Source organism: Acidithiobacillus sp. IBUN Pt1247-S3, assembly GCF_041146875.1.
Classification (GTDB): Bacteria; Pseudomonadota; Gammaproteobacteria; order Acidithiobacillales; family Acidithiobacillaceae; genus Igneacidithiobacillus.
The window spans coordinates 88,563-110,938 of the sequence record NZ_JBFRXP010000005.1 but is presented as its reverse complement, the minus strand read 5'-3'; the positions used below and the strand labels follow the sequence as shown (position 1 = coordinate 110,938).

At 58.1% G+C, this 22,376-nt stretch carries 21 protein-coding genes and 1 pseudogene; 8 read left to right on the top strand and 14 right to left on the bottom strand.

The features are described from left to right. Window positions 1-209: 209 nt before the first annotated feature. The 4 genes from AB4090_RS05305 (at window position 210) to istB (ending at window position 2,551) form a co-directional block, all read left to right on the top strand. On the top strand, window positions 210-512 hold the full coding sequence (locus tag AB4090_RS05305) for a hypothetical protein (RefSeq protein ID WP_369572824.1): 303 nt from the start codon (window positions 210-212) through the stop codon (window positions 510-512). Further along, the gene (locus AB4090_RS05300) at window positions 509-1,264 is read left to right on the top strand and encodes a hypothetical protein (RefSeq protein ID WP_369572823.1); all 756 of its coding nucleotides are present in this window, start codon (window positions 509-511) and stop codon (window positions 1,262-1,264) included. The genes AB4090_RS05305 and AB4090_RS05300 overlap by 4 nt, the downstream gene beginning before the upstream one ends. Before the next feature lie 65 nt (window positions 1,265-1,329). After that, a complete protein-coding gene (locus tag AB4090_RS05295; RefSeq protein ID WP_369572822.1) occupies window positions 1,330-1,743 on the top strand; it encodes a hypothetical protein in 414 nt (137 codons plus the stop codon). 10 nt (window positions 1,744-1,753) lie between these two features. Further along, window positions 1,754-2,551, top strand: coding sequence for an IS21-like element helper ATPase IstB (istB, locus tag AB4090_RS05290; protein WP_369572821.1), 798 nt, complete (start codon window positions 1,754-1,756; stop codon window positions 2,549-2,551). A 529-nt stretch (window positions 2,552-3,080) separates the two neighbouring features. Here the strand turns inward: istB and AB4090_RS05285 are convergent. The 14 genes and pseudogenes from AB4090_RS05285 to AB4090_RS05220 all read right to left on the bottom strand — a co-directional run bounded on the left by AB4090_RS05285 (window position 3,081) and on the right by AB4090_RS05220 (window position 17,128). Beyond that, entirely contained in the window at window positions 3,081-3,662 is a 582-nt protein-coding gene (locus tag AB4090_RS05285) for a hypothetical protein (protein ID WP_369572820.1), read from the bottom strand. A gap of 211 nt (window positions 3,663-3,873) precedes the next feature. Next, window positions 3,874-4,230, bottom strand: coding sequence for a hypothetical protein (locus AB4090_RS05280; RefSeq protein ID WP_369572819.1), 357 nt, complete (start codon window positions 4,228-4,230; stop codon window positions 3,874-3,876). A 561-nt stretch (window positions 4,231-4,791) separates the two neighbouring features. Then, entirely contained in the window at window positions 4,792-6,975 is a 2,184-nt protein-coding gene (locus AB4090_RS05275; RefSeq protein WP_369572818.1) for a phage/plasmid primase, P4 family, read from the bottom strand. Between the two features lie 101 nt (window positions 6,976-7,076). Further along, window positions 7,077-7,400, bottom strand: a pseudogene (locus tag AB4090_RS05270) (HipA N-terminal domain-containing protein); the annotation flags it as partial. Window positions 7,401-7,412: 12 nt separating this feature from the next. Continuing rightward, window positions 7,413-7,784 carry a helix-turn-helix transcriptional regulator gene (locus tag AB4090_RS05265; protein ID WP_369572871.1) on the bottom strand — a complete coding sequence of 124 codons (372 nt, stop codon included), beginning with the start codon at window positions 7,782-7,784 and terminating at the stop codon, window positions 7,413-7,415. 161 nt (window positions 7,785-7,945) lie between these two features. After that, window positions 7,946-8,236 (bottom strand): HU family DNA-binding protein, encoded by a 291-nt coding sequence (locus AB4090_RS05260; RefSeq protein ID WP_369572817.1) that lies wholly within the window; start codon window positions 8,234-8,236, stop codon window positions 7,946-7,948. 78 nt (window positions 8,237-8,314) lie between these two features. Continuing rightward, a complete protein-coding gene (locus AB4090_RS05255) occupies window positions 8,315-9,184 on the bottom strand; it encodes a hypothetical protein (protein WP_369572816.1) in 870 nt (289 codons plus the stop codon). 150 nt (window positions 9,185-9,334) lie between these two features. After that, a complete protein-coding gene (locus AB4090_RS05250; RefSeq protein ID WP_369572815.1) occupies window positions 9,335-9,565 on the bottom strand; it encodes a hypothetical protein in 231 nt (76 codons plus the stop codon). Then, complete coding sequence (locus tag AB4090_RS05245) at window positions 9,562-10,584, bottom strand: hypothetical protein (protein ID WP_369572814.1); 1,023 nt, start codon at window positions 10,582-10,584, stop codon at window positions 9,562-9,564. Before AB4090_RS05245 ends, AB4090_RS05250 begins: the two co-directional genes overlap by 4 nt. Next, on the bottom strand, window positions 10,581-12,068 hold the full coding sequence (locus AB4090_RS05240; protein ID WP_369572813.1) for a YqaJ viral recombinase family protein: 1,488 nt from the start codon (window positions 12,066-12,068) through the stop codon (window positions 10,581-10,583). Before AB4090_RS05240 ends, AB4090_RS05245 begins: the two co-directional genes overlap by 4 nt. Window positions 12,069-12,071: 3 nt before the next feature. Next, window positions 12,072-12,797 carry an acyltransferase gene (locus tag AB4090_RS05235; RefSeq protein ID WP_369572812.1) on the bottom strand — a complete coding sequence of 242 codons (726 nt, stop codon included), beginning with the start codon at window positions 12,795-12,797 and terminating at the stop codon, window positions 12,072-12,074. Window positions 12,798-12,811: 14 nt separating this feature from the next. Continuing rightward, window positions 12,812-13,543 carry a hypothetical protein gene (locus AB4090_RS05230; protein WP_369572811.1) on the bottom strand — a complete coding sequence of 244 codons (732 nt, stop codon included), beginning with the start codon at window positions 13,541-13,543 and terminating at the stop codon, window positions 12,812-12,814. A gap of 58 nt (window positions 13,544-13,601) precedes the next feature. Then, window positions 13,602-16,286, bottom strand: a complete 2,685-nt coding sequence (locus AB4090_RS05225) for an AAA family ATPase (protein WP_369572810.1) — start codon at window positions 16,284-16,286, stop codon at window positions 13,602-13,604. Continuing rightward, entirely contained in the window at window positions 16,277-17,128 is an 852-nt protein-coding gene (locus tag AB4090_RS05220) for a hypothetical protein (RefSeq protein WP_369572809.1), read from the bottom strand. The genes AB4090_RS05225 and AB4090_RS05220 overlap by 10 nt, the downstream gene beginning before the upstream one ends. Before the next feature lie 83 nt (window positions 17,129-17,211). On the opposite strand from AB4090_RS05220, the gene AB4090_RS05215 reads away from it, so the two are divergent. The 4 genes from AB4090_RS05215 (at window position 17,212) to AB4090_RS05200 (ending at window position 22,360) form a co-directional block, all read left to right on the top strand. After that, a complete protein-coding gene (locus AB4090_RS05215) occupies window positions 17,212-17,865 on the top strand; it encodes a hypothetical protein (protein ID WP_369572808.1) in 654 nt (217 codons plus the stop codon). Window positions 17,866-18,974: 1,109 nt separating this feature from the next. Continuing rightward, on the top strand, window positions 18,975-20,870 hold the full coding sequence (locus tag AB4090_RS05210) for a hypothetical protein (protein ID WP_369572807.1): 1,896 nt from the start codon (window positions 18,975-18,977) through the stop codon (window positions 20,868-20,870). Between the two features lie 20 nt (window positions 20,871-20,890). Continuing rightward, window positions 20,891-21,823: a hypothetical protein gene (locus AB4090_RS05205; protein WP_369572806.1), complete on the top strand. Its 933-nt coding sequence runs from the start codon at window positions 20,891-20,893 to the stop codon at window positions 21,821-21,823. Window positions 21,824-21,859: 36 nt separating this feature from the next. After that, window positions 21,860-22,360 carry a hypothetical protein gene (locus AB4090_RS05200; protein ID WP_369572805.1) on the top strand — a complete coding sequence of 167 codons (501 nt, stop codon included), beginning with the start codon at window positions 21,860-21,862 and terminating at the stop codon, window positions 22,358-22,360. The last annotated feature ends 16 nt before the right edge of the window (window positions 22,361-22,376 follow it).

Sequence of the window (22,376 nt, the reverse complement as noted above, 5' to 3'; positions counted from 1 at the left end):
TACAGTATAACGAATATGAGACGGCAAACAAAACGAACCATGGATGCACCGGGAAGAACGTCATGAAGGATGTCATACCGTTGGATGATTCGACAAAAACCCCGATTCGTGCTATGATTGCGTGAGAAAAAGAGAGCCAGGCGAGGTACAGCATTTTGTCGAATCACAGGGAAACGATCGAACGCCGAATAATGAAGGATTCCGGCATCATGATGCAGATGGTGAACTGCACGCGAAAGGGGATTCACCCATCCCTCTGGGAGGAACCGCTGGCGCAGGTGTTCGCCCAGGCGGTGCTGCCCAAAACGAATCCCCGCGCCCCCTTCCCCGGTATGGAAAACGGCAAGGGGCTGCTGCTGCTTTCCCGCGTCTGCGGACAACGGCCTTTTCTGGAAGGCATCCCCGACTGGATCCGGCAACGTGCCGCGCAACGCAACCCCGACCTGGAAACCGCGGCGGAGCGGGTCCGTCACGACTACCGGCGCTTCCATCCGCTGCGGAATGTGCGATGAAGCTGCTGGGCAGAGAAGACGCCACCCAGACCATCCGGCAACTGTACCAGGCATATGTCGATCAGTATCACCGGATACCCCGCATGCTGATCGCCGTCGGGGGCACCGCCATGGCCTACCACGACATGCGCAAGCTGTCGGAGGATATCGACCTCTATTGCCCGGAGGACGCCTTTCTGCCGCTTGCCGCGGAACTGGAAGCCGCCAGTGGTTTGCGGATCGATGTCACCAGCCAGACGACGCTGTTCGGACAACTGGATATCCGTGATATCGAAAAAGACGCACAGGTCATGGAAAATGTCGAGGTGGAGATGGACGGGAAATCCTTCTCGATCGACATCGCCGCCATCAGCCCGGAGACCCTTTTCGTCATCAAGGCCAACACCATGCGGGAGAAGGACCGGGATGACCTGCCGGCAATCCTGGAGAAGACCTCGCCGGAACAGGTGTTTCAGCGTCTGGAGGTGCTGTTGTCCCATGCCAGCTCCTGGGGCGCCCGCCGGGATCTCCTGCTGAATGTCGCAAACGAGATGCAAATCGTCAGCTCCAGGAGTGGGTTCTGCAGGTCGGCAACCGGGTGCATGGCACCACCCAACAGCGTCCCCTCAACCAGTTCACGACGGTCGAGAAGGCGCTATTGCAGCCCTTGCCGGATGCCCCGGTCCATCTCTCCGAATGGACCAAGCCCAAGGTTCATCGAGACGCCCACGTCCAGTACGCCAAGAGCTATTACTCCGTCCCCTACCGACTGATCGGGCAGACTCTGTGGCTCCGGTCGACCGACACCACCATCCGGATTTACCAGGAGCACGCGCTGGTGGCCACCCATCCCCGCCTGTCTCAACCCGGAACGTTCTCGACCGTCGCAGACCACCTACCGCCGGAAGGACAAGCCTGGCAGAGCCATGACCTGCAATGGTGTCTGCAGATGGCCCAGGCCATCGGACCGCACTGTCATGGCGTCGTCCACCAACTCTTTATCGACCGCGTGCTGGTGAACCTGCGCACCGTGCAGAACATCCTCCGCCTGCGGGAGAAGTACACCCCGCAGCGTCTGGAGGCCGCCTGTGAACGGGCCCTGCGCTTCGGGAATCCGCGCTATGGCACGATCGCCCAGATCCTGAAGAAGGGGCTCGACCAGGAGGCTTTGGCGCCCGTCGGTCCAGAAAACGGGAGTGTCTACACCCGAGACGGCCGCTTCCTGCACGACACCGCCAAGTTGTTCCATTGAGGATTTCCCCATGCATACCCAAGAACTCAGCAACACCCTGCGCGCTCTGCGCCTATCCGGTATTCTCGACTCCCTGGAAGCCCGCAACCGGCAGGCCGTCGATGGCCAGTTGGCCTATACCGAGTTCCTCGCCTTGCTCCTGCAGGACGAGGTCGCCCGCCGGGATCAGCGCAAGTTCGATACGCTGATGCGCCAGGCCCAGTTCCGCAGTCACAAGACGCTGGAGGACTTTGCCTTCGATCGGCTGCCCGGACTCAATCGCTCGCTCGTGCATGACCTGGCAACGGGACGTTATCTCCAGGAGAAGGCGCCGGTCCTCATCGTCGGTCCCTGTGGGACTGGCAAGAGCCATCTGGCGCAAGCCCTGGGTCACTGTGCCATCCGCCAGGGAGCGGACGTGCTCTTCACTTCGCAGAGCGATCTGGTGGGCTCCCTGCACGCCGCACGCGCCACGGGCAGCCATGACCGTCGCTTCCGGCAGTTGGCCAAGGTCACGCTATTGATCGTCGATGACTTCGGGCTCAAGCCCTTGCGCCCGCCCCATGATGAGGATTTCCACGATCTCATCGCCGAGCGGTATGAACGGGTGACCACCATGATGACCAGCAATCTGGACTTCACGGAATGGGGGGATGTCTTCCCGGCGAACCGCATGCTGGGGGCGGCGACGCTCGATCGCCTACGCCACGGTGCCTACCGTCTCATCCTCGAAGGAGAGAGTTACAGAGCCCCCAGACCGCTTCCAGAAGGGCCACAAAACACCCCAAAAACTGGGGTTGCGAAAGGGGGTAAAATCGCCCATTCTTGACCCCGTTCGAGAGCCCATTTCAGGCAGTTTGAAGTGGCGCCATTATGCCGACCCTGGGTGGCGCCATTAGGGTGGCCCGTGACACCTGCGGTATTTGGCTTATAATACCGGAATCCGATACCCCCCGGCTTCCTGTAGTACACAAGTTTTACCGGGAGCTTGGCGGCGTCCACTACCTTGTCTTGACTTCTATATTTTGCGAGGAACAGAACGCAAGTGTTTTGCTTATCAGGATTGTCTATGCGCCCCACCAAACGCTCCAGCTTTCTGATGATGTGCTGCGCGGGTCCGCTCTCGTCGAATAGTGCAACGAAAATAAATAATCGGTTGTCAAACTCACAAAATATCGGTACCCGCATGTGCTCACATTGTAGCGTGCTGAAGTCTATTGTCTGACAAAATCGAGAAAGGTTGTAAATCTCGCTCATGATGACTGCCCCTTCGTAGGATATAACACCGCGCAATTTCTCTCGTTGCTGCGCGTGGCTGGCACACAATGTGCAGCCTACCTACGTGTATAGCGGCTACGCTACTGAACACATTCACCTCTCAAGATGTCCTCAAAGTACGGCGTTTTCACCGTGGCATAGCCCATCGCCTCCGCGACCGGCTCTGGCAGAGCTATACGAACGCGCGGCATGGGGTCGTCGTCGATGATGAACCACAAATAAACCCCTTGTTCAACTACACAATTCTTGAATTGGCGGCGCGCGGATGGGCTTTGCTCGGTCAAGCTGGAGAAATAATCAAACGCCGCCGCGGCAATTTGCAAGGGTGCACCTTTTTCAAAGATGTCCCGGTACCCTCCTGGCCGCTTGTCTGGTGGGGTGTGGTCGTCGTCCGGGTCGGTGGCGGGTATCCAAGGGGCGTCGACGCGGAACGTGCTTCGGGAGAGGTCCAGTCCGGTGAACTCCAGATTTATTTCTGCAGAAGCTAAAAGTTCCTCTCCGATTTTTTGGATATGGTCTGGGGAGCTTGTACGTGCGGTGAGTGGCCAGTCACCCTCATCGCTGATGGTCCACTCAAGCTGTTTGATGAGTAGGCCTGCCCAGGGGAGAGGGAATACTTCGCGGGCAAGCGGAAGTGCTTGCAGTTGCGCTTTTTTGGACATGACGGTTGCTCCTTCTGTTTCGTCGACAACTGTGTATAGCGCGGGTCCGTGCAAAGCCGCCCCGGCACTACCTGTGCAACCTCTCTCGGTGAAGGATGGGTTACGGGCATAAAAAAGCCCGCACGAGGCGGGCGAGGATGAGAGGTGAGAGAGTAGCGGGGAAGCCACTCGAAGGGTAATAGCTAGTGCGGCGGAGATGTGCAGCCAGCGGCTATCTGTGGTGCATAAACCACCGGAGCAATGCGGGGTTCCCGACTATCTTGAGGTTGCAGCTCCTGCGAATGACGCGGCCACTACGATAAAACTCCTGCGGACGGAACCCGGGGACCGCGTCGGGCAGGGCATCCCAAAACGAAAGCACGCTTTTCACTGGGATAGAGCCACGCTCCTGCGCCCATCGAGAATAGCTGCCATACGCGACACTGATAGGCGTGAGGGCGTCAACAGGAAGCGCGGTGATGCCCTCATCGGAAATCCAAAGCTGCAAAGTCGCCACCAAATTTCTGCGCCGGGTTTCCGCTGCTTTCATCGCCTTGGGGCTGCGGCTGCGCTCGACTGGTTTTGCCATTGGAAGCTCCTATGAGATAGAAAGTTATATCGAATTATGCCGGAAATATCAGGGAAAGGCAACTGTAAACAATGGGTTGGCTAGAGAATGTGGCGGGTTGTGGCCAACTGTATGCGGGGCATGAGTATAAGCATGTGCTAATATACAAGACAGGTAAGACAACCCACCTGCGAGCCTGTCTTGTCCCTGTCTTGTTATATCCTATTGTTTATGCTGGCGTTTTTTCTTACAAGACAGGCAAGACAGGTAAGACAGGGTTTTTATTATCGCGTAGAAAAAAAATAGTTGGTGGTCCTCCTCCATTTTTCTAGTATAAAGTGCTCAAGAGCTTGTCTTACCTGTCTTGCCTGTCTTGTTTCCAAAATAAGATTATGAATCAATGAGATACTCTGGCTTTTGGACAAGACAGGTTCCCCAAGGGGCTGTCTTACCTGTCTTGTATATTAGAGACTTCTAATAGTGTGCACTGCTATTGGCGAGCTGCGGTTGCATTCTGGAAGGGACCGGGACAAAAAAAGCCGGTTCTGTGACCGGCTTGTTCCGCTTGGAAAGTGGCGCTATCTATCGTGCTGGCGGGAGGGCGAGCCGAACAACGGACGCGCAGCGCTCCTGGCTGGCCTGTCCCGCACCGTCTGCATCCATCACCCTATCCCCAAAGACGACATTCGCAACGCGGACCTGCTTCGACATCCCGGTAGTCTCATCCGCCCGGTAGATGCGGGTGCGCTCCACGCCGGGCAGGTGCATAGACAACTGCGCCCAGAATTTTTCAACAGCAACTGGGAAGTAGTTGGATTCATCACACCAGTCTGCATATGCTTTGTACACCCGTACTACTTCCTGGAAATCCTCCTGCCTACTGACAACCTGAACTTCGCAGTTGGATATCCATGCCAGCAGAGAGTTGGTCTCTGTCCGCATCTTCTGCATGCGCTCTTCCATCGCCTGTGGGATTTCCACAAAGCCCCCTGCTCGCAGCAAATCTGACAAGTGATGCAGAATCTGGAACACCACGCCAGACAACTCTTCTTTGATGATTTTTCGGGATAGAAAAGGGTCGCGCTCTTCCACTGGAATGGTTTGCTGGAAATCCACCACTTGCAATCGCCGCCAGAACCCATCACTCTGGTCTGAAACACTTGGGGCGCTGTTGCCCAACAAAACCCACTTTGCTGTTGGGCGTACCGTGGTTACAGCCTTAAATTTACGGTTAATCGCCACATTACCGCCGCTCACCATCTTTTTGAATGGTTGTTCGTCAATTTTGCTCGGCACCTCATCGACGTGGACGAGGCTTGCCCCGATTAGTGATTCCACCTCAAAGCCATGCAGCTTGTCGAGGTCCAGTGATACTACTCGGGAATGCAGGGCGCAGACCACCTCTGCCAACGCACTCTTCCCGTTGGCCCCACTACCAATCCAGAATTGGCAAGTTTGGAACCTGGTATCGGGAGATAAAGTATACCCGATATATTGCAAAACTGCCCGGCGAACGTCATCTTCCGGCAAAATACGCTGCAAAAACCTATCCCAGAGCTCCGTCGGTTGTTCCCTATCTGCCCAATTTGCGTTGATTTTATGTCGCAAACCGTGGTGGCGGTCACTCGGCACAGCTCTTATTTCTCCGCCTGGGCTTACTTCCACCACGGCATCCTGCAACGCCACGCGCACTAAACCATCATCAGGAACATCTGGAATATTGAAAATTTCTGAATCACTCAGTAGTACACGGTAACAGCTCTTGAAAATCCGCTCTCCAAGCTTGGCTTCTGCCACGCTCTTGATAAATGCAGAGATTGCGATATCTACTTGAATGTCGGGAACCACCTCCCACGCCGTATTTTTCCAGAAATATAACGTGTTCTCATAGCGCCCGACGCTCTCGCAATCGATGAGCTGCACAAATGCGGCCTCCGGGGCTTTATCCGCTTTGTGCAGCGTGTTCGGGTCTGCCCTTGCACCAAAAAGCTGAGATGCTTCAAGCAGGTCACACATCTTATAGAGATTGCTTCCCAGTGCCTGCACCCCGCTCTTCACCACGCTTGCCCCTGCCTGCACAATCCAATCATCAAGTCCCTGCTTATAGAGCTTGACCAGATTTTTAGTCTTCCCCTTCTCGTCTTTGTGTTCCTCTTCTTCCTCGTGGAATGGACAGTAAGCATCGGCGACGGGCAGGCGCAGTTCACTATCGAGCTGTCTGCGCAAACTCTCTGCCAGGCTCCACCCAGCGGAACGGACGTTTACGTTCAGAACATACATCTTCTCTTTGGTTGCGCGGTGTATGAGTACTTGCAAGTCGCTTTTATTGCGGGGCAAAACGATTTCGCCTTTCTCTATGCCTCTCCTTTGCGCTTCAGAGAACTCAAGTCCGTCGCAGTCAAAAAGAACGAGCACACCGACCAAAGCAGGCCGCAATTTTTTTGCTTTCTCGACGATGGAGAGGAGTTCCTTAGCAACCGGGATTTCATTGTTGTTTGCAAGCGTTCGCTGGATATCATGCTCATTATAGCCCTGTTCGGCCAGGCTCTTTTTTATGTGTTCTTTGGCTGCTTGGTCACGGAACATCCAGATGCCAGGCAGCACAACGCAAGGAATCCCCGCCTTGCAGGCTGCTTCGGCTTTCTTCTCACCCTCTGTGACGACGATAAAAGGTATTTCCGATTCCCGCAGCACCTGCTCGAATCTTTGCGGCACATACACATGCACACCGCCTGCGGGGTCGTTCGGCGATGTCCAATAGCGCATCCCCGCCTCTTTTGGGTCGGAAAAGCGGAGCGGGCATCCTGCAAAATGGCATCACGAATCGACACCGGTGCCATGGACCTTTTTCCGCCGAATGTCACCCGCCCGACGCCGTTACGCCCAACCAGTCTGAGCAAATCGAACGGATCATCCAGGTTGAAATCCTTTTTATACAGGCGTCGCAATCGTTCCAGCACCACGCCTTCTGGCAGAGAAACCTGGAACGCCGCCGGAAGCAACCCGAATTCCATATACGCATCCGGATCCCCGATGACGGGCATAGACAGGCTGACAGCCTGACCGGAGTCTGCCGCATCGTAATACCGGAAGCCGAAAAACTGCTCTTCGTCCCGATGCAATACACCAACAGGCACATCGTTCACGAAGACTTCCAGCGGATCCCCTCTCTCTCCAACAGAAAATATCATCGCGGCAAAACTTCAGACAGGCAAAGACGGAAGTCCGTCCACGGCAACCCGCGCCCGCTGGGCACGCTGCTCTTGCCGAATCCGGGCCTGATTCATCAACTGCCGGATATTGGGGCGCTCTCCGGGAACCGGAAGATCCATGCTCCGCTCACGGGCAATGGAACCTTTCTCCCTCCGCGGCAAGTCCTCCGGCTCCAGGGTCAGCTGCATCCGCAGCGTCGCGGCAATGCGCCGCAAGGAAGAAAGGCGACATTCCCCGGTAGACTCCAGGGAAACGATGCTCTGCCGGGAGACACCAGAACGCAGAGCCAGAACCGCCTGGGTCATACCCAACGCTTCCCGCCGGGATCGAATGTTTTCCGCCAGATCCATCAATGCCACCACCTTTATCAACCAATCTCCGACTCAGGATAGCATCACTGACACCAAAATGTCAAGTTATCCTTACACCGCATCCCCATACAGGACGGGGCGACTGACAATCGCCCCGCGCTGTATGGTATAGCGGATACGGCGGCATCCAGCCACCTACCCGCCGCGCACCGTCAGGCCAGACGCGCTTTCACCGAAGCGCTGGCGCGGAAACGGATCTTGCGCTTGGCCGGAATATCGATCTGCTCGCCCGTCGCCGGATTCCGCCCGGTGCGCGCGGCAGACTCCACCACATCAAAGGTTCCCAGATCCGACAGACGCACCACGTCGCCTTCCAGCAGGCAATCCCGCAAAAAGCCCGTCAGGCTGGCGATCACCCGCGAAGCCTGCGCCTTCGTCATACCCTGATCTTCCGCCAGGAAATCCACCAGAATCCCCTGCCCCACCACTTTCTTTTCAGACATGAAAACCTCCAGAGAAAAACAAAACCCCCAGAGAGATTACCTCTCCGGGGGGTTGACCGCATTATACCCAATTACCGCTCAATCCCAGTCGGCGCCAGCCACCTGATCGGCGCTGGGGAGGGCGGCTTCCTCTTCGCCCAGATCATCCATGAACCCAGGCGCCTCTTCCTCTTCAGCGGCTTGCGCAGCCTTGGGAGCATTCTCCGCTTCCTCGGCATGCTCCGCCTTGCGGGCCGCCTTGTACGCCTCACAACGCTGGGTAATCACCTCGATCTGCGGCAAGGTCTTCTTGTATTCTTCCTTGAGAATCGCCTTGGCAATATCCTCGGGCTCTTCCCCTTCCGCCTTCATTTTCTCCCGGATAGCCTTTTTCTCATCCAGGGTAAGAGGGTACACCGCCTCGACCTTTTCCCCATTCTGCGACAGCCCCACGGTATGATTGGCATACACCTGCCCATTCGCCTTGACCTCGCCCATCTGGGCAAACATCGACAACTTGGTTTCTTCCCCGAACTTCGCATTCACAAACTTGTGAACCAGGTTCAACCCCTCCTGGCTGCGCAACGGAACCGACAGGAACACCATCGTCTCGCGAGCAGGAGCGCCTTCCTTGTTCACGCCGCCTTCCGGGACTTCCGTGCGGATGCCAACATTGACGTATTCCCGCTCAATATCCTTGCCGTCCTTGTGCTTGGTTACGGCAAAATGGCCCAGCTTCCCTTCCAGGGAACTGGAATACAGCGCATTGACAGCATCCAGATCTGCCTTGAGAGCGCGAGACCCGCGATCCGTGAAACCTTCCCGCTTCATTTCATCCGGGAGGTTTCCCATAATCTTCTTGACATCATCTTCATTGCTGCCATTGGTAATGTAGATCTGACCCAACGCCTTGCTGTACTTCGCATTGTACGCCTTGCCACCACCGCGACGACCACCGAAAACCGCCATGATTCACCTCACTTGCAAGAGATACCGGGTTGACAGCCTCTCTGTCATCCTCGATAAGATATACTATACCGTTCTTTTCCTCGCGGACGAAATTTCCTTTCCTTTCCTTTCCTCCCCGCATACACGGGGTTGGGAGATTCAGCCCGCGGGCTACAGCAACACCGACTCCGCCTGCCCCAGAATTGCCTGGAGGTCTTCCAGTGCGCCGCCTTTCTCCCGCTCCTTCTGGACCAGCGCCAGCACCTTCGTGACCTGTGCGGGCTTGCAGTCAAAACGCCCCGCCACCCCCTTGACCGACTCTTTCAACTGCTCCTGCATCCGGGCAATCTTTTCCTTCTGCACCAGCAGATCCTGCATGGCATCCCGAAATTCCTTGCTCACTTTGCCTCCTTGTGGGGCTTCCACCCCGCTTGAAACGACTCCAGTATCCGGTTGAACCCATCGGCATTCGGATACCCGCTCAGGTAATACACATGCCCATTCGCCGCCTTCCAGACCAGCAACGGCGTCGCCACCGCAATATCGTTCGCCAGGGAAATCTTCTGCATCCACTGGGTATTGGCGTTGGCCAGGGAAATATTCAGATGACTCGCACCCTGATCCGGCAAGCCACCCTCTTCCGTATCCACATTGAAATGGTCTTCGTCCTTCCGCAGGGCCTGCCACCCACCCGCAATCTCCAGCGCGGCTTTCTGGATGGACGACTGCTTCAGAATCGCCACCGGAACATACTCCACACGCACACCGGCTTTCCGCAACGCCCCCAGGTTCTCCCGAACCTCCTGATACAGGCGATGACAGAAAATGCAGTTGGGATCAACAAAGGCATACAGCACATGCGTCCCCGAAGCGGTGTCCGGATCGGCGATCGTCGAAGCCGGCGGATTCTCCACAAACTGGCGCAACACCGTTTCCCCATCGGACGCGGAGGTGGTGTCGGCAACCGGTGTCGCCTGGGCAACCGGCGCTGCCTGGGCAGGCGCCACGGTCGGGGCCGCACTCCCACCACCCTTGCCGTCACCGCCGCCCACCACCCGATCCATCGCCGTGTTCCGCAGCACCCGGGAAGCCTCGATCCGGCTCAGGTTCTCATTCTTCCGGTTGATGACATCCCCGATGATGATCGCGGAGCCGCTGTCGGTCATCCACGCCAGCATCGGTCCCCGGCTCCCCTGAATGACGATCCCGGTCAAACCGGCAGGGCCGGGAAACACTTTCGACACCTTTGCCCGATGGTCCGTCAAGCGGGACACCATCTGACTCGCATCAGACAGGGAAACCGCGGAAGGCGCGGAAAACCACCAGGAAAACCCACCACCCAACACCGCTCCAGCTACCACCATGCCGGATCCATACAGCACCATGGGCCGTCGCGCGAACTTCTCCAGGAAACGCTTCACACAACCTCCAGCCCGGCAACACCGGGAATATCGTCAAAATCATCCAATTCTTCCCACTCCTCTCTTTCATCCCCGCATACGCGAGAGAAACGATCATGCCGTCCATCCTTTTGCTCACCCGCCTGGACGTCCGCAGGCGCATCCGGCAACGCCTCTTCCGTCCACGGCGATTCCTTCTCCCGCCAGGGATTGTGAATCTCTTCCGGACTCAGCTTCGCCGGCACCACAAACGTCAACGATGGCTGCACCATCTTCTGCTCCACCAGATAAGACAGGACTTCCGGATCCCGTTCCGCCCAAGCGGACAAATTGACGCCCTGTGGCACTTCAAAATCTTTCAGCGAGCTTCCGTGCGCCTCCAGAAATGCGGCGATCTTCTCCATGTCGGGCTTTCTCTCCACCACCTGTTGCAGAGACTCTTCGTCAAGCGTTTGCCGGGCAACCTCCAGCAATGCCTCGCCTTCCCCTTTCGCAGCCTTGTAAGTGGTGCGCACGGAAACCTCCAGGCCCCACGTATCCCCCGAAGCCTTCTCTCCAGGGGACAGCAGCGGCAGGGAAAGCGCCGCCATCGACTCCCGAACCGCCTTGATCTCCCCGTCCAGATCCTTCTGCCGCACGGACAGATCCACCAGACGAACCTGCTCGTCCGCGATCTTCTCCAGAATGCCCCGGACCTCTTCCGGAGTCTTTCCCGGAATCTCCGGTAATGGACGGATACCCTCGTGCAATTTTTCGACAAACGCCTGACAGTCTGCATAAATGGCATCCGTCAGGTCGTCATCCTTTTCGATATCGAAGACCACCAGCGTTTCCGATACCGGACGCGCAAGATTCCCCGGATGATCCAGATAGCACAACCGCATATCTGTTACCGGAATCCCGGCATCCAGGCAGACGGATGCGCCATGGTGCAGCTGTACCACATAGGAAAACTTCGGCACGTCCGGCTCCCCGCGAAGACCCGGAACCTTCCCGGCCCATGGCGACTTGTAATCCACCAGCAGACTGGACAGCACTTCTCCCCGCTCCCCCTTCCGGACAAACAGGTCATCCGGAGAAAACGCCATGGCCCCCTCGTTTTTCTGCAGATGAGCGCGCAAGATCTCCAGCCCTTCCGCATCCCGTTCGTACCCCTTTGCGGCCATGCGCTCCTCATACAGCCGCCGGGCATCCGGCTCATGCTCGTGCCCGAACGCCATGGCCACATTGCTGGACAGGGGAACCCGCATCATCTTCCGGTCAAAAAGGGCGGACGGCGTTTCCCCAAAAGGTGCCGGTTCCCCATACCGTCCCGCCACCAGGATGGCGGATTCCGAAGCTCCGACCCGAGAAAGACGGGACAGGTGCCAGTCCTCATCGTTCACCGGATCGGCATCCAGGGATTTCCACCAGGCTTCGGCATCCTCTTTCCGGATATGCGGAGCCTGCGGCAGGAGGTCTTCCACCTTTTTCCAGAAATCCGCAAAATTCTTGCTGGTACGCATACATCACCTCATGAAAACCGAATGCGATACAGTATAGCGTATTTTCTTTCCGGCGACCGAATCCTCCCAGCTTTCCAGCACCTGCTGCAAACCGGATACCAGCACCTGAATCCCCTGCCAGTTGGGATGGACCCCATCCCCCCAGAAGTACGCCATGTTCTCCCGCCCATCCGGCAGATCACTCAGACGGTTCCAGTATTCCAGACGGATATTCGGATACTCGCCAGGCAACCGGGAATACAGGCTCTGCACCTCCCCTGCCCAGGGTCTTGGAACCTGCGGCACGATGAACACCACCCGCCGCTGCCCGGCCAGTGCCATGAACTCCCTGATTTGCCGAGGATATACCGGGCCATTGGTACCCAGTTCCACGACCACCGTCTGGATGGACCGGATGCCCGGATACCGCAGCAATCCGCGGTAAACCGGAATGGCGGAAGAAAACTGACGCCCCACCCGCGCATCGATGACTGCACGCGGGAACACCCGCAGAAGATACCCGGACCAGCCGTCAAAGATGGAATCCCCCAGGATCAGCAGATCCGGATGCCAGCTGCGATACCGAAGGCAATAGGGGCGGTCCCAGGCATAGTCCGCCTGGGGCGCGGCTTCCCGATTCTGCGCGATCCGGCGCATCGCAACCGCGTCGCTCGTGGCGCCGGCACCCCACGCCGGAAGCGACAACGCCAGAAGGAATGCCGCCGGGAAAGCCTTTTCCCTCCACCGCACGGCGCGATCCCCGATCAGGAGGAGTATCCAGCCGTGCGGCGTACCGCGCGAACATTCAGGGAACGAATGCGAAACCGGGGAGAATGCCGGCTCTCGACATGCTTGCCGCTCCCGTCACGCACCATCGAGAACACCTGCCCGGACTCCTGCGCCTCCTGCTCCCCAATGAACCGCTCCGCCACACGATGCTCTTCCTTCTGCGTCTCCAGAAGGGTCAGCATGTCCCCAATGGCATGGCGCCAGACCGGAATCAGGCGATAGGCGGCACTCATGGACTGGGACCAGTCCGACATGCTGGAACGCACGGCGGAAACGGATTCCTGACACCGCTTCAGGAGATCCCGCCGCTTGCGGGCAGACTGACCGGGACGAAAAATCCGGGTTGCCAGGGGATCCTGAAAATCCGCGAGCTTCGCCATCTCCACATCCATCCGCATGCGGGAGTCGAAGAACACCTGCTGCGAATGCTCGATCTCTTTCACCGTCCGCAAAAACCGCTGACCCAGGTCTTCGATGTTCTTGCGATGAATGTCCAGCGCCACCTGCACCCCCGCCCGACGCGACTCCGGCACCTGCTCCAGATAGGAGTTGGCCATCGCCATCATCACCCGCTGCTGGCGGCGCAGAGAAGAAAACTCCTCCCCCAGCGCCTCGATGTCCTTGTTGCGAGCCCGGAAAAACAGATCGTAATCATCGTTGTCCACCAGGGACGAGGGTCCATCACCCAACCCCATCGCTTTCGCCATGTTACCCCCCAAAGATTCAACAGCCACGCCAACGAGTATAACATGGCGTTACCATCTGTCAAGAGGCATGCCGCAAAAAGTGGCGCAACAGGGTCAGGCGACGATTGCCGGGATTGCGCGCCGCCTGCCGTACCGCCTTGCTGGCGCCCAGCACCAGCAGCCCCTTCTTCGCGCGCGTCATGCCCGTATACAAAAGAGGGCGATCACAAAGAATCCAGTGCTGCGTGTGCAACACCAGAATCACATACGGATACTCGGACCCCTGCGTCTTGTGGATGGTCAGCGCATACGCGGGCTCCAGATCCCCGATGCTGTCACGATTGAACGCCATCAGCACACACGGTTTCCCTTGCGCATCCCGCGCCGGCAGGCTTTGTGATTCGGGTAGGGACTCCAACACGTTCAGCCAGTCCTGCTCCCCCATCGGCACCGCGAAACGCACCAGCACAAAGGGAGAAAAGTTGTCCCGCGTCATACCCAGATGTCCGGCGACAACCGGCGGTACCCGGTCCCACCTGGGATACAGCCCGACCACCGTTCCCGCGTCGCCGTTGAACACCTGAAAATCCCGGTAATTCCGACGCAGAATCAGCCGATCCCCCATCCGCCAGGTCCACGGCTCCACCCCGTTGCGCGCTTTTCCCAGCGCAAGCCCCGGCCCTTGCATTCCGGACGCATTCAGGATCGGTTGCAGGATGCGGTTCAGATCCTCGACCCCCAGCGCGTGACGACGCATGGGCGACAGAACCTGCAAGTCTCCAGGGTCGACCCCCCGCGCCAGCGCATGACGGACGATCTCCCCCAGCTCATGGGCAGTCACATTGGCATCCAGGGCATCCCCCTCATGATCCGTCGCATACCCATGATACCCGGCGAAGCTGTCTGGCTTTCTGCCGGGCGCCCAGGGTTCCAGCACCCCTTCCAGGATACCGCTGCTGACCCGGTGCGCCGCATCCGGAATCTGACCGGCTACCGGATCTTCCCGCTGCCGGAAATTCTCCGTCAGGATACCCACCCGGAAACGCCGGGACCGCACCAGATCGGACAGCACCTGACCAGGCCCCACGGACGGCAGCTGCCAAACGTCGCCAACCAGCAGCAGACAGGCATCATCCGGCAACGCCTGCAGAAGATCCGCCATCAATACGGTATCGACCATGGACACCTCGTCCACGACGAACAGTTGCGCGGGGTACGGATTCTCCCGGTTGTGGACCGCCGCACAGCCAGGACGCTTGCCAATCAGGGAATGAATGGTGCTCGCCGGCATCTCCGCAACCAGCTTCAGGCGGCTGGCGGCCTTGCCGGTCGGCGCACAGAGCGCGACCGACACCCCCTGTCGCGCCGCCGCGCGCAACACCGACTTCATGCAGGTGGTCTTGCCCGTCCCCGGCCCGCCGGTCAGCACCCCTACCCGTCCCCGCAACGCTTCCGCCAATGCCTTGCGCTGCAGGAAAGACAATCCGTCCCGCGTTGCAACCTCTTCCACGAGAGACAGCGGCAACATGGGCGAGGAACCAGACAGGGACAAACTCCGCAATCGCTCGACAATCTGTTTCTCCGCCTGGAAGATTTTCCGATCCGCAACATAGCGAACCGGCTGCCCGGTCTCCTCGGTGCCCTCCCAGACGGACACCTTGCGATCCGCCACGAGCTGATCCATCGCCACCTGCAACGCCTTGCGGAACCTGGGCTGCTCGTCTTCCGATGCGTTCAGCACGACTTTCCCCAGGGCGACCTCCGGCCATTCCGAAAAAGGAATCGCGGTATCGCCCTGATCCAGCACCTTTTCCGCCAGAACGAAGCGCAAGGCATTGCGCATCCGCACCTGGCTGTCCGGGCTCATGCCGGAACGCAGCGCCATCGCATCGACCAGGAGAAACCCCAACCCGCGCACCTCCAGCATCCGGTACGGGTTTTGCCGGTACCGGGCGACGATCGCCGCAACGTCCCATTTCCCCGGCTCGAAAACCGCATCGTAATGCCGGATAATATAGCGGATGATTCCCTGCCCGCCACCCAGGCGGGAGATGAACCAGTACAACGGCTCAAACCGTCCGCGCGCAAGATAGGCGCTGACCAGGTTCTCCGCATGTGCCCTGGGCAGCTTCGGGAAAACCTCCAGAATCCCCTGAACCTCCCCCATCTTCTCCCGCAACCGCGGACCATGCGCTTCCCACAGCCTGGCAAAACGCTTCTCCGTCAAATGCGGCAGGGAGCGCAACGAAGCGAACACCCGTTGCGGGTCATCCCATGCAGTGGCTTCCAGCATCGTCTCGGTCAACAGGCGGGCATCGAATTGCAGGCCATATTTTGGATCCCGGATAAATTGTCCGAAGCCTGTGACATCCATTCCCACGCGGGCATTTTCCAGCACTCCGCGAACCGTGTGCAAGGCATCCTGCGCATCCCGCAGAAGAAAAATACCCCAGCAGGAATCTTCCTTGTAATGGCGGATGGTCTCCAGAACCCCACTCAGGGAAACAGAATCCGGCTCATTTTCCACGTCCAGCTTTTTTACCAGATTCCCTTCAACGAAAGAAAGGGAACCCTGTTGTTTTGCGGCAGCCTTTTTCTTCGTGCCACCACCAGACCGCTTCTTGTGCTCCATAACTTTACGCGCCTCCTGGGCCGGCGGGCGAACCCCGAAAACCGCACGCGCCACCTCTGGCTTTTCCCTGGAAACCGGTTCCGCAAAGCTCATCTTCTTCCCCCATTCCCCGTCCTGCAGGGTTACACCCATGGCAGATAAAACCGCCCTTTTTCTTCTTCCGAAAGATTGGACCACCGCTTCTCCGGAAGTTTCAATTGCACTTCCGCATTCAGTTTACCATATCCCGGAAAAAATACCTCCACAGATTCTACAACGGAAAGATGACAAAAGGACACAGCACTCAATCGCGGGTATTCCTTGCTGAAAGCCGCGGTATCCCAGGATATCAGCCGCAGGTTCGGCAGCGCCAGAAATGCGGTCTCACCAATCAACCCGGGATCTTCCAGAAACAGATCCCGGAAATTGACATTCCCCAAAAGGGATTTCGACAACCCCTCCGCCAAACGGGGATGCTCGCGGGAAATTCGCGCCAACTGCTGACGAAAAACCTCGACCAGAAAAAACCGGTTTTCGACATTCATCCCCTCCACCGCCAGGAATTCTACGGACTCCCATTCCTGGAAGGTTTTCAGAATGGGAAGATAATGCGTCAGCCTGGCGCTGCAACTGATCTGCACCATCAGAGTTTCCCACCCACGTTTTCGGCCTTCGACAATGGCGCGTTTGGCAAAACCATTCCGCACATTGAGATCCCCGCCATCCTGCAGTATCCAGAAACCGAGGTCCGGGCCGCCACCCGGAACCTCGACCGGAAGCACGACCAGAGGCATCTCCGGGCTCCAGGCGCGGGGATCGACCCAGCACCAGACCACGCCACGCAGGGTATCCGACACCCCACGCTCCGGCATACCCTGCGCAACATCCTTATTAACTTCCTGATTTTTCAAAGATTTTTTTTTGCCAGCCCGTCCGGGATTTGTGGTTTTTCCCGCAGCGCCACGAGACGCCCGCTTCCCTGTTTCCTTCTCCATTCCACCCTCGCGCATTGCAAGACAATATAATGCTATGTTATATAACTTACCTTCGCTTTGCAATTTTTGAACGAGGTATTCCTGTGTCTGACGAAAAAACCTCCTGGCTGCGCCCGAAAATCCTGCGCACCACGGATCTGCAGGCGTTGCGATACAGTCTTGGCATCCCCTTTCGGGAGATGTTTTATCTGCTGGGGTTTCCCAAGGCGCTGGAACGAAGCAGGGTGTCGTCCACCCATGAGGAAGGCCCCACCCTGGCGCCCTCGCTGGCGATCCTCGTGCGGATGCTCTGGGAGCATCCGGAAGACAACCCCTTCCCCACCGAGCCCGATTTTCAGGAGATCCGGAAAATGTTTGCCACCGTCTGCGACCGGCGGGGAAGGGACGGTCTCGCATCACAGGGATGGCTCTCCGTCCTCCTGGGCTTTCGCAAGAACAATGGGAACGAATGGGCCAACGGCAACATTCCGTCCCCGGTGACCCGCCGCGCCTTTCTGCTGCTGCAATACTACCTGGAACGGCACGGCGCGGAAGAAGCAATGCGGCGCTGGGAGAAGGCGGCAGAAGAGGAAGCCCGTGCGCGGGGAACCACCATCGAGGAGGTCTTCAAAACCGGACGATGGCCCCGCACCTCCGAAGAGAAAATCGCCGGCGGAAGCAAGGAGCATCCTGGCCGGTACAACAAGGGGCGGAGGAAGATCAGGCCGCCGGAAGAGGCGGAAGACGACGGGGAATAACGGTTAGCGAAACGGTTTGCGAAACCGTTTCCGCAACCACCTGGCACCCACCAGAAAACAGATCCCTCCCGCCACAACCGGGGTTCCCGAAACCGTTTCCATAACCCAGGCAACGGGAACCTCGACAACGAGCGGAGACGAGCGGAGGAAGGTCAGACCACAGGAAAGGACGGAAGGCGACGGAGAGTGAGCGGGCCGGAACGGTTCCCGAAACCGTTTCCACAACTCCGAACAGCAGACTCCGCACCACGGGCTTCGCAGTATCCGAAACCGTTTCCACAACCACCAGGCGCCCACCAGAAAACAACTTCCGCCCTCCACCAACTGCGGTTCCCGAAACCGTTTCCACAACCAGCTACGTTCCCTCTCCCGCCACCACTCACCACGCACCCTGCGTTGCCGGAAACATCGGATCGGAGCCGTTGTCGCCTTCCAGCTTCCGCATCGACATCAAACACGAATCTGCACTTTTTCCCGCTTTTCTGCACTTTTCCCGTTCCGGCACCGCCTCCTATATATATACTATATCGTTTTTATCCTATCCTATTTTTTTTAAGTTAAACCAAGAAAAGTATCAGTCTACTGGTAGAGTATCAGTCTACTGGTAGAGTATCAGTCTACTGGTAGAGTATCAGTCTACTGGTGGAGTATCAGTTCATCCGAAGGATCCCAGTTCATCCGAAAGATCCCAGTTCATCCGAAAGATCCCAGTTCATCCGAAAGATCCCAGTTCATCCGAAAGGTCGTGGTTCATGGGAGAGGTCCAGTGTCACAGAACTTGCCAGATTCATCAGATTCCGCCCAGGGGCAACGGGATGAAGCGTTCGCGCTCAAGCCCACAGCCTCCGCAGCCTGTTTCCGTGAACGCCAGACGCGCAGCGATCTGTCCGCATTCGATGACTGGCTGGCAGCCCGGACACCGCCACGCTGAAAGGCGATGAGCCAGACTGACCCGCTTGGCTCGCAAGAAGTTTTGTGGTTGAATGGTGGGTACGGGCCATGGTAGCGTGGGCTTGACATGGTAACGCCATGTTATGTATTATCTCGTACATACGGAAGGACGGCATGGCAGAATTTTTTTCATCTTCTTGTTTTCTGGGGGGTTTTATATGAGCGCCAAACTTCGCAAATCCGTTTCCGCCAAGCCGTCCTACCGCTCGGCTTCTCTTCCGGCCAAGATGATTCAGCTGTATCTGGAAACCTTGCCGGTGCCTGCCGGCGGCATCCAGAAACTCTCCTGGGGCATGTTGCTGGAAGAGCTTTCCATCCCCCTGCCCTGGCTACGGGTGGCGTTGCGGGAAATCTCGGATTCCGGCGTCCTTCCCCTGTCGGGGCTGTTCACCTTTCTGCCCAAGGGGCTGGACCGGGTCAATAATCCCAACATGGTGAAATCCGCCGTGCGCCGGATCGACCGGCTGGATGCGCAGTCCGGACCCATCCCGGCGCCGGTCTGGGAGCAGGCCATCGCCCATGCCCGCACCCTCCTGGAGGAAAAGCCCTACCTGCGGGAATACCTGGACTTCTGCGTTGAACGGCGGCAGTCCGCGCCGGAAAGCGTCGAGGACTGGGATGCCGGACTGGACTGGCAGGACCGGGATCGCTGGGCGCCCCTGTTTGCCGGAAACCCGGCGGCTACAGGGTTGGACCAGGAGCAGATCGTGGCGATTGTGGAAAGCGTGTTACGGGCGACCTTCCCCGCGTTGATCGAGCCGTTATTAACCACGCTGCGGCAGATGGCCCCCTCCATCGCCGCGGCGTGTCCCGTGCCGCCCGGTAGCACACGGGAAGCCACTGAATCCGCTCCACCCACACGGGTAGACGCTCCCGCACAGGATGCCGCAACGGCGCCCACGCCAAAGCAGGGAGGTCAACAGGGAATCCTTTTTTTTCCCGTCACGAAGGACAGCAAGGGCGACCAGATGCCGTTGTCCGCATCGTTCATTGACAACCTCTCCGCGCGTTTTCCCGACTTGGACATCCCCCAGGAAATCCGTGCCATGGTGCGCTACCTGAAAACGCACACCCGCAAAATCCCCGCGCGCAGCAAGGCTGCCCAATACATCAGCAAGTGGATGAACCGCAAGGACGAGCAGAATCGTGGTATCCGGTCGATGGATGACAAGCCGGACGAAACGGTACGGAAGGTAACGCAAACGGATACCACGTCCCGTACACCATTCGGGGTGAAGCCTGCTGTGGCAAAGCCGGTGGAGGTGACCCAGCCACCGCTGCAGAATGCGCCGGAGGAACCGGTCCCCGCAATGGCGCCGGAAACGGCTGCGGAAGATGCCACTGTGAAAGCCTCGACGAGACCAGAGGATGGCAGCGATCTGGACTTCCTGTTCTTTGGGGATGATCCGCAAGAACGCAACGAAGCGGATCTTCCGCCGGAGGATCTGCTGGCGGAGGAGGCGGAAAAAACGGAAGAAGGTGCGGATGCCGGCGAAACTGTGGAAGCACAGGAAGTACAGGAAGCGTCCGGGTACCGGGCGAAGCCACGCGCCACCGTGAAGACCGACGAAATGACGCCGGGCTTCATCCGCTTCTGGGAAGCGTATCCCCGCCGCGAGGCGCGCAAGACGGCGCTGCAGTCCTGGCACCGGAACGGCTGCGAAGAACAGATTGAAGCGATACTGCAGGATGTTGAATGGAAAAAGAAACACCAGTGGAAGGAAGTCAAATATATTCCCATGCCCACCACCTACCTGAACCAGGAACGCTGGACGGATGAGAAGTCCGACGTGAAGAGAATCGGCGCAAAGAGAGCCGACGAGGTCACAAAGGAAGAAATGGATGCCATCCTGGAAAAAGAACGTCAAAGAGAAATTGAGAGGGAAGCGCGGCTGGAAAAGCTGAGGGAGGAATATGGCCCGCAATTTGGCCGCAAACCGCAGGAATATGGACCTTTCGTGCAGGCGAACATTATTGACGTAACTCCCCCACGGCAAGGAGGCGGAATGGTCGAACCCCCTCTGGTCATGTTGGGTCACCACCATCTTTCATAGCTAACGTAAAGGAGACCGCGATGTTTTGGTCCAATGAAGATAGATTGGCATTTTCTGATGAATTGGTAAAAATGATGCGGGATGTGTACCGGATCGCGGAGTTCGATTCGGGCTACGCATCCACATGGATGTCCTCTCTGATGTCTCGCCTGTCGTTCAATGCGGCGATCGAGGCATTGGAAGCGCACCCTGCCAGCCCTCATGGTCGCTTCCCCCCCAAGCCCATCGATCTGATAGAGATCGTGGAAGCCTTGAATGGTGGCGGCAAAAAGGATCAGGAAGAACTCCTGAAGCAGCGAATCGCCGCGTTCCCCACGCCGGACATGGCCTGGTCGTATGCGCAGCGGGCATTCAATGAAGAAGACTCCATTCTCTGGACGGACGAGATCCGCAGGGCGTATGGAGAGGTTCGGCACATGGACGACCGGATTGCCCAGCGTCGCGCTTTCCTGGATTTTTATACCGCGGCGGTTCGGCAGAGCGCGCTTTCCGGACGGATGCCGCGTTGGGACGTTTCCCTGGGCTGGGATCGCAGCCTGCAACGGGAGCGTCTGCGCGAGGCGTTGCAAGGCGGGCTTCTGGAGCGTCGCGACCTGAACGCTGCCCAGCTTCAGGTTCTGGAAGACGGGCAGCCGATGTCACAACCCATGTCCAACCTGCTGGATGCGATGAGTGGCGAGGCTCGCCTGACGGACACGGCTTCGCCGCGTGCGGCATCTGGTGATCGGGAGGCGGATCGGGATGAGGCCATGGAAACCCGCAACTGGAAGGCTTACAGCTACCAGGAAAATCTGGAGTTTTTTGCTCGGTGGATGCGGAAGATGCAGGCATCCGGGGAGCAGGTGGCGCCCCTGAGCGGGAAGCAAAAGCGGGAGATCGCACAGGCGGAGATGCTGCGCCGTGTGCGCGCGCATCAGGAGAAGATCGCAGCGGAATCAAGTAACTCGTACTAATTTTTTGATTTTCCGTTTTGTCAGGAGAGGTTTTTCATGGTTCGCAATAAAACAGATTTATTGGCCGCATTCTTTCTGTCCGGCGAGTTCGCTACCGAAGAGCAGGTGCAGTCCCTGTACCTGCAGGTCTATGGGAGAAACGATCAGTGTGCCGATGTGATGGAAGGCGCTGAAGAGCGGCTTGCGGACCCGTCATGTTCCAGGGAAATGCTGGCCTGCTGCCAGCGCGGTATCCGTCTTGCCATGCGGCGCGCGGGCTGGTTCGGCTGGCGGTTCGGCGAAGCCTATGAAGACTGGTTGGGGCAAACCTGGGAGCCGTTGATGGACGAGGAAAATGGCTATGCCATGCGTTGCGGGGAGGAGATGGTGTTGCCGCAGGTCACGAATATCGCGGAAGACTGGGATGAATCCTGGCTTGCGGCGTTTCTTTCCGGGTTTCTGCGCGCCACGCAGGAACTGAAAGCCATGCGCCTCCCGCCGCAGCCACGGGAGATCTCCTGGCCGCCTGCGCGAAACCTTGCGGATACCGCGGCCTGATCTGCCGGCTGAACTC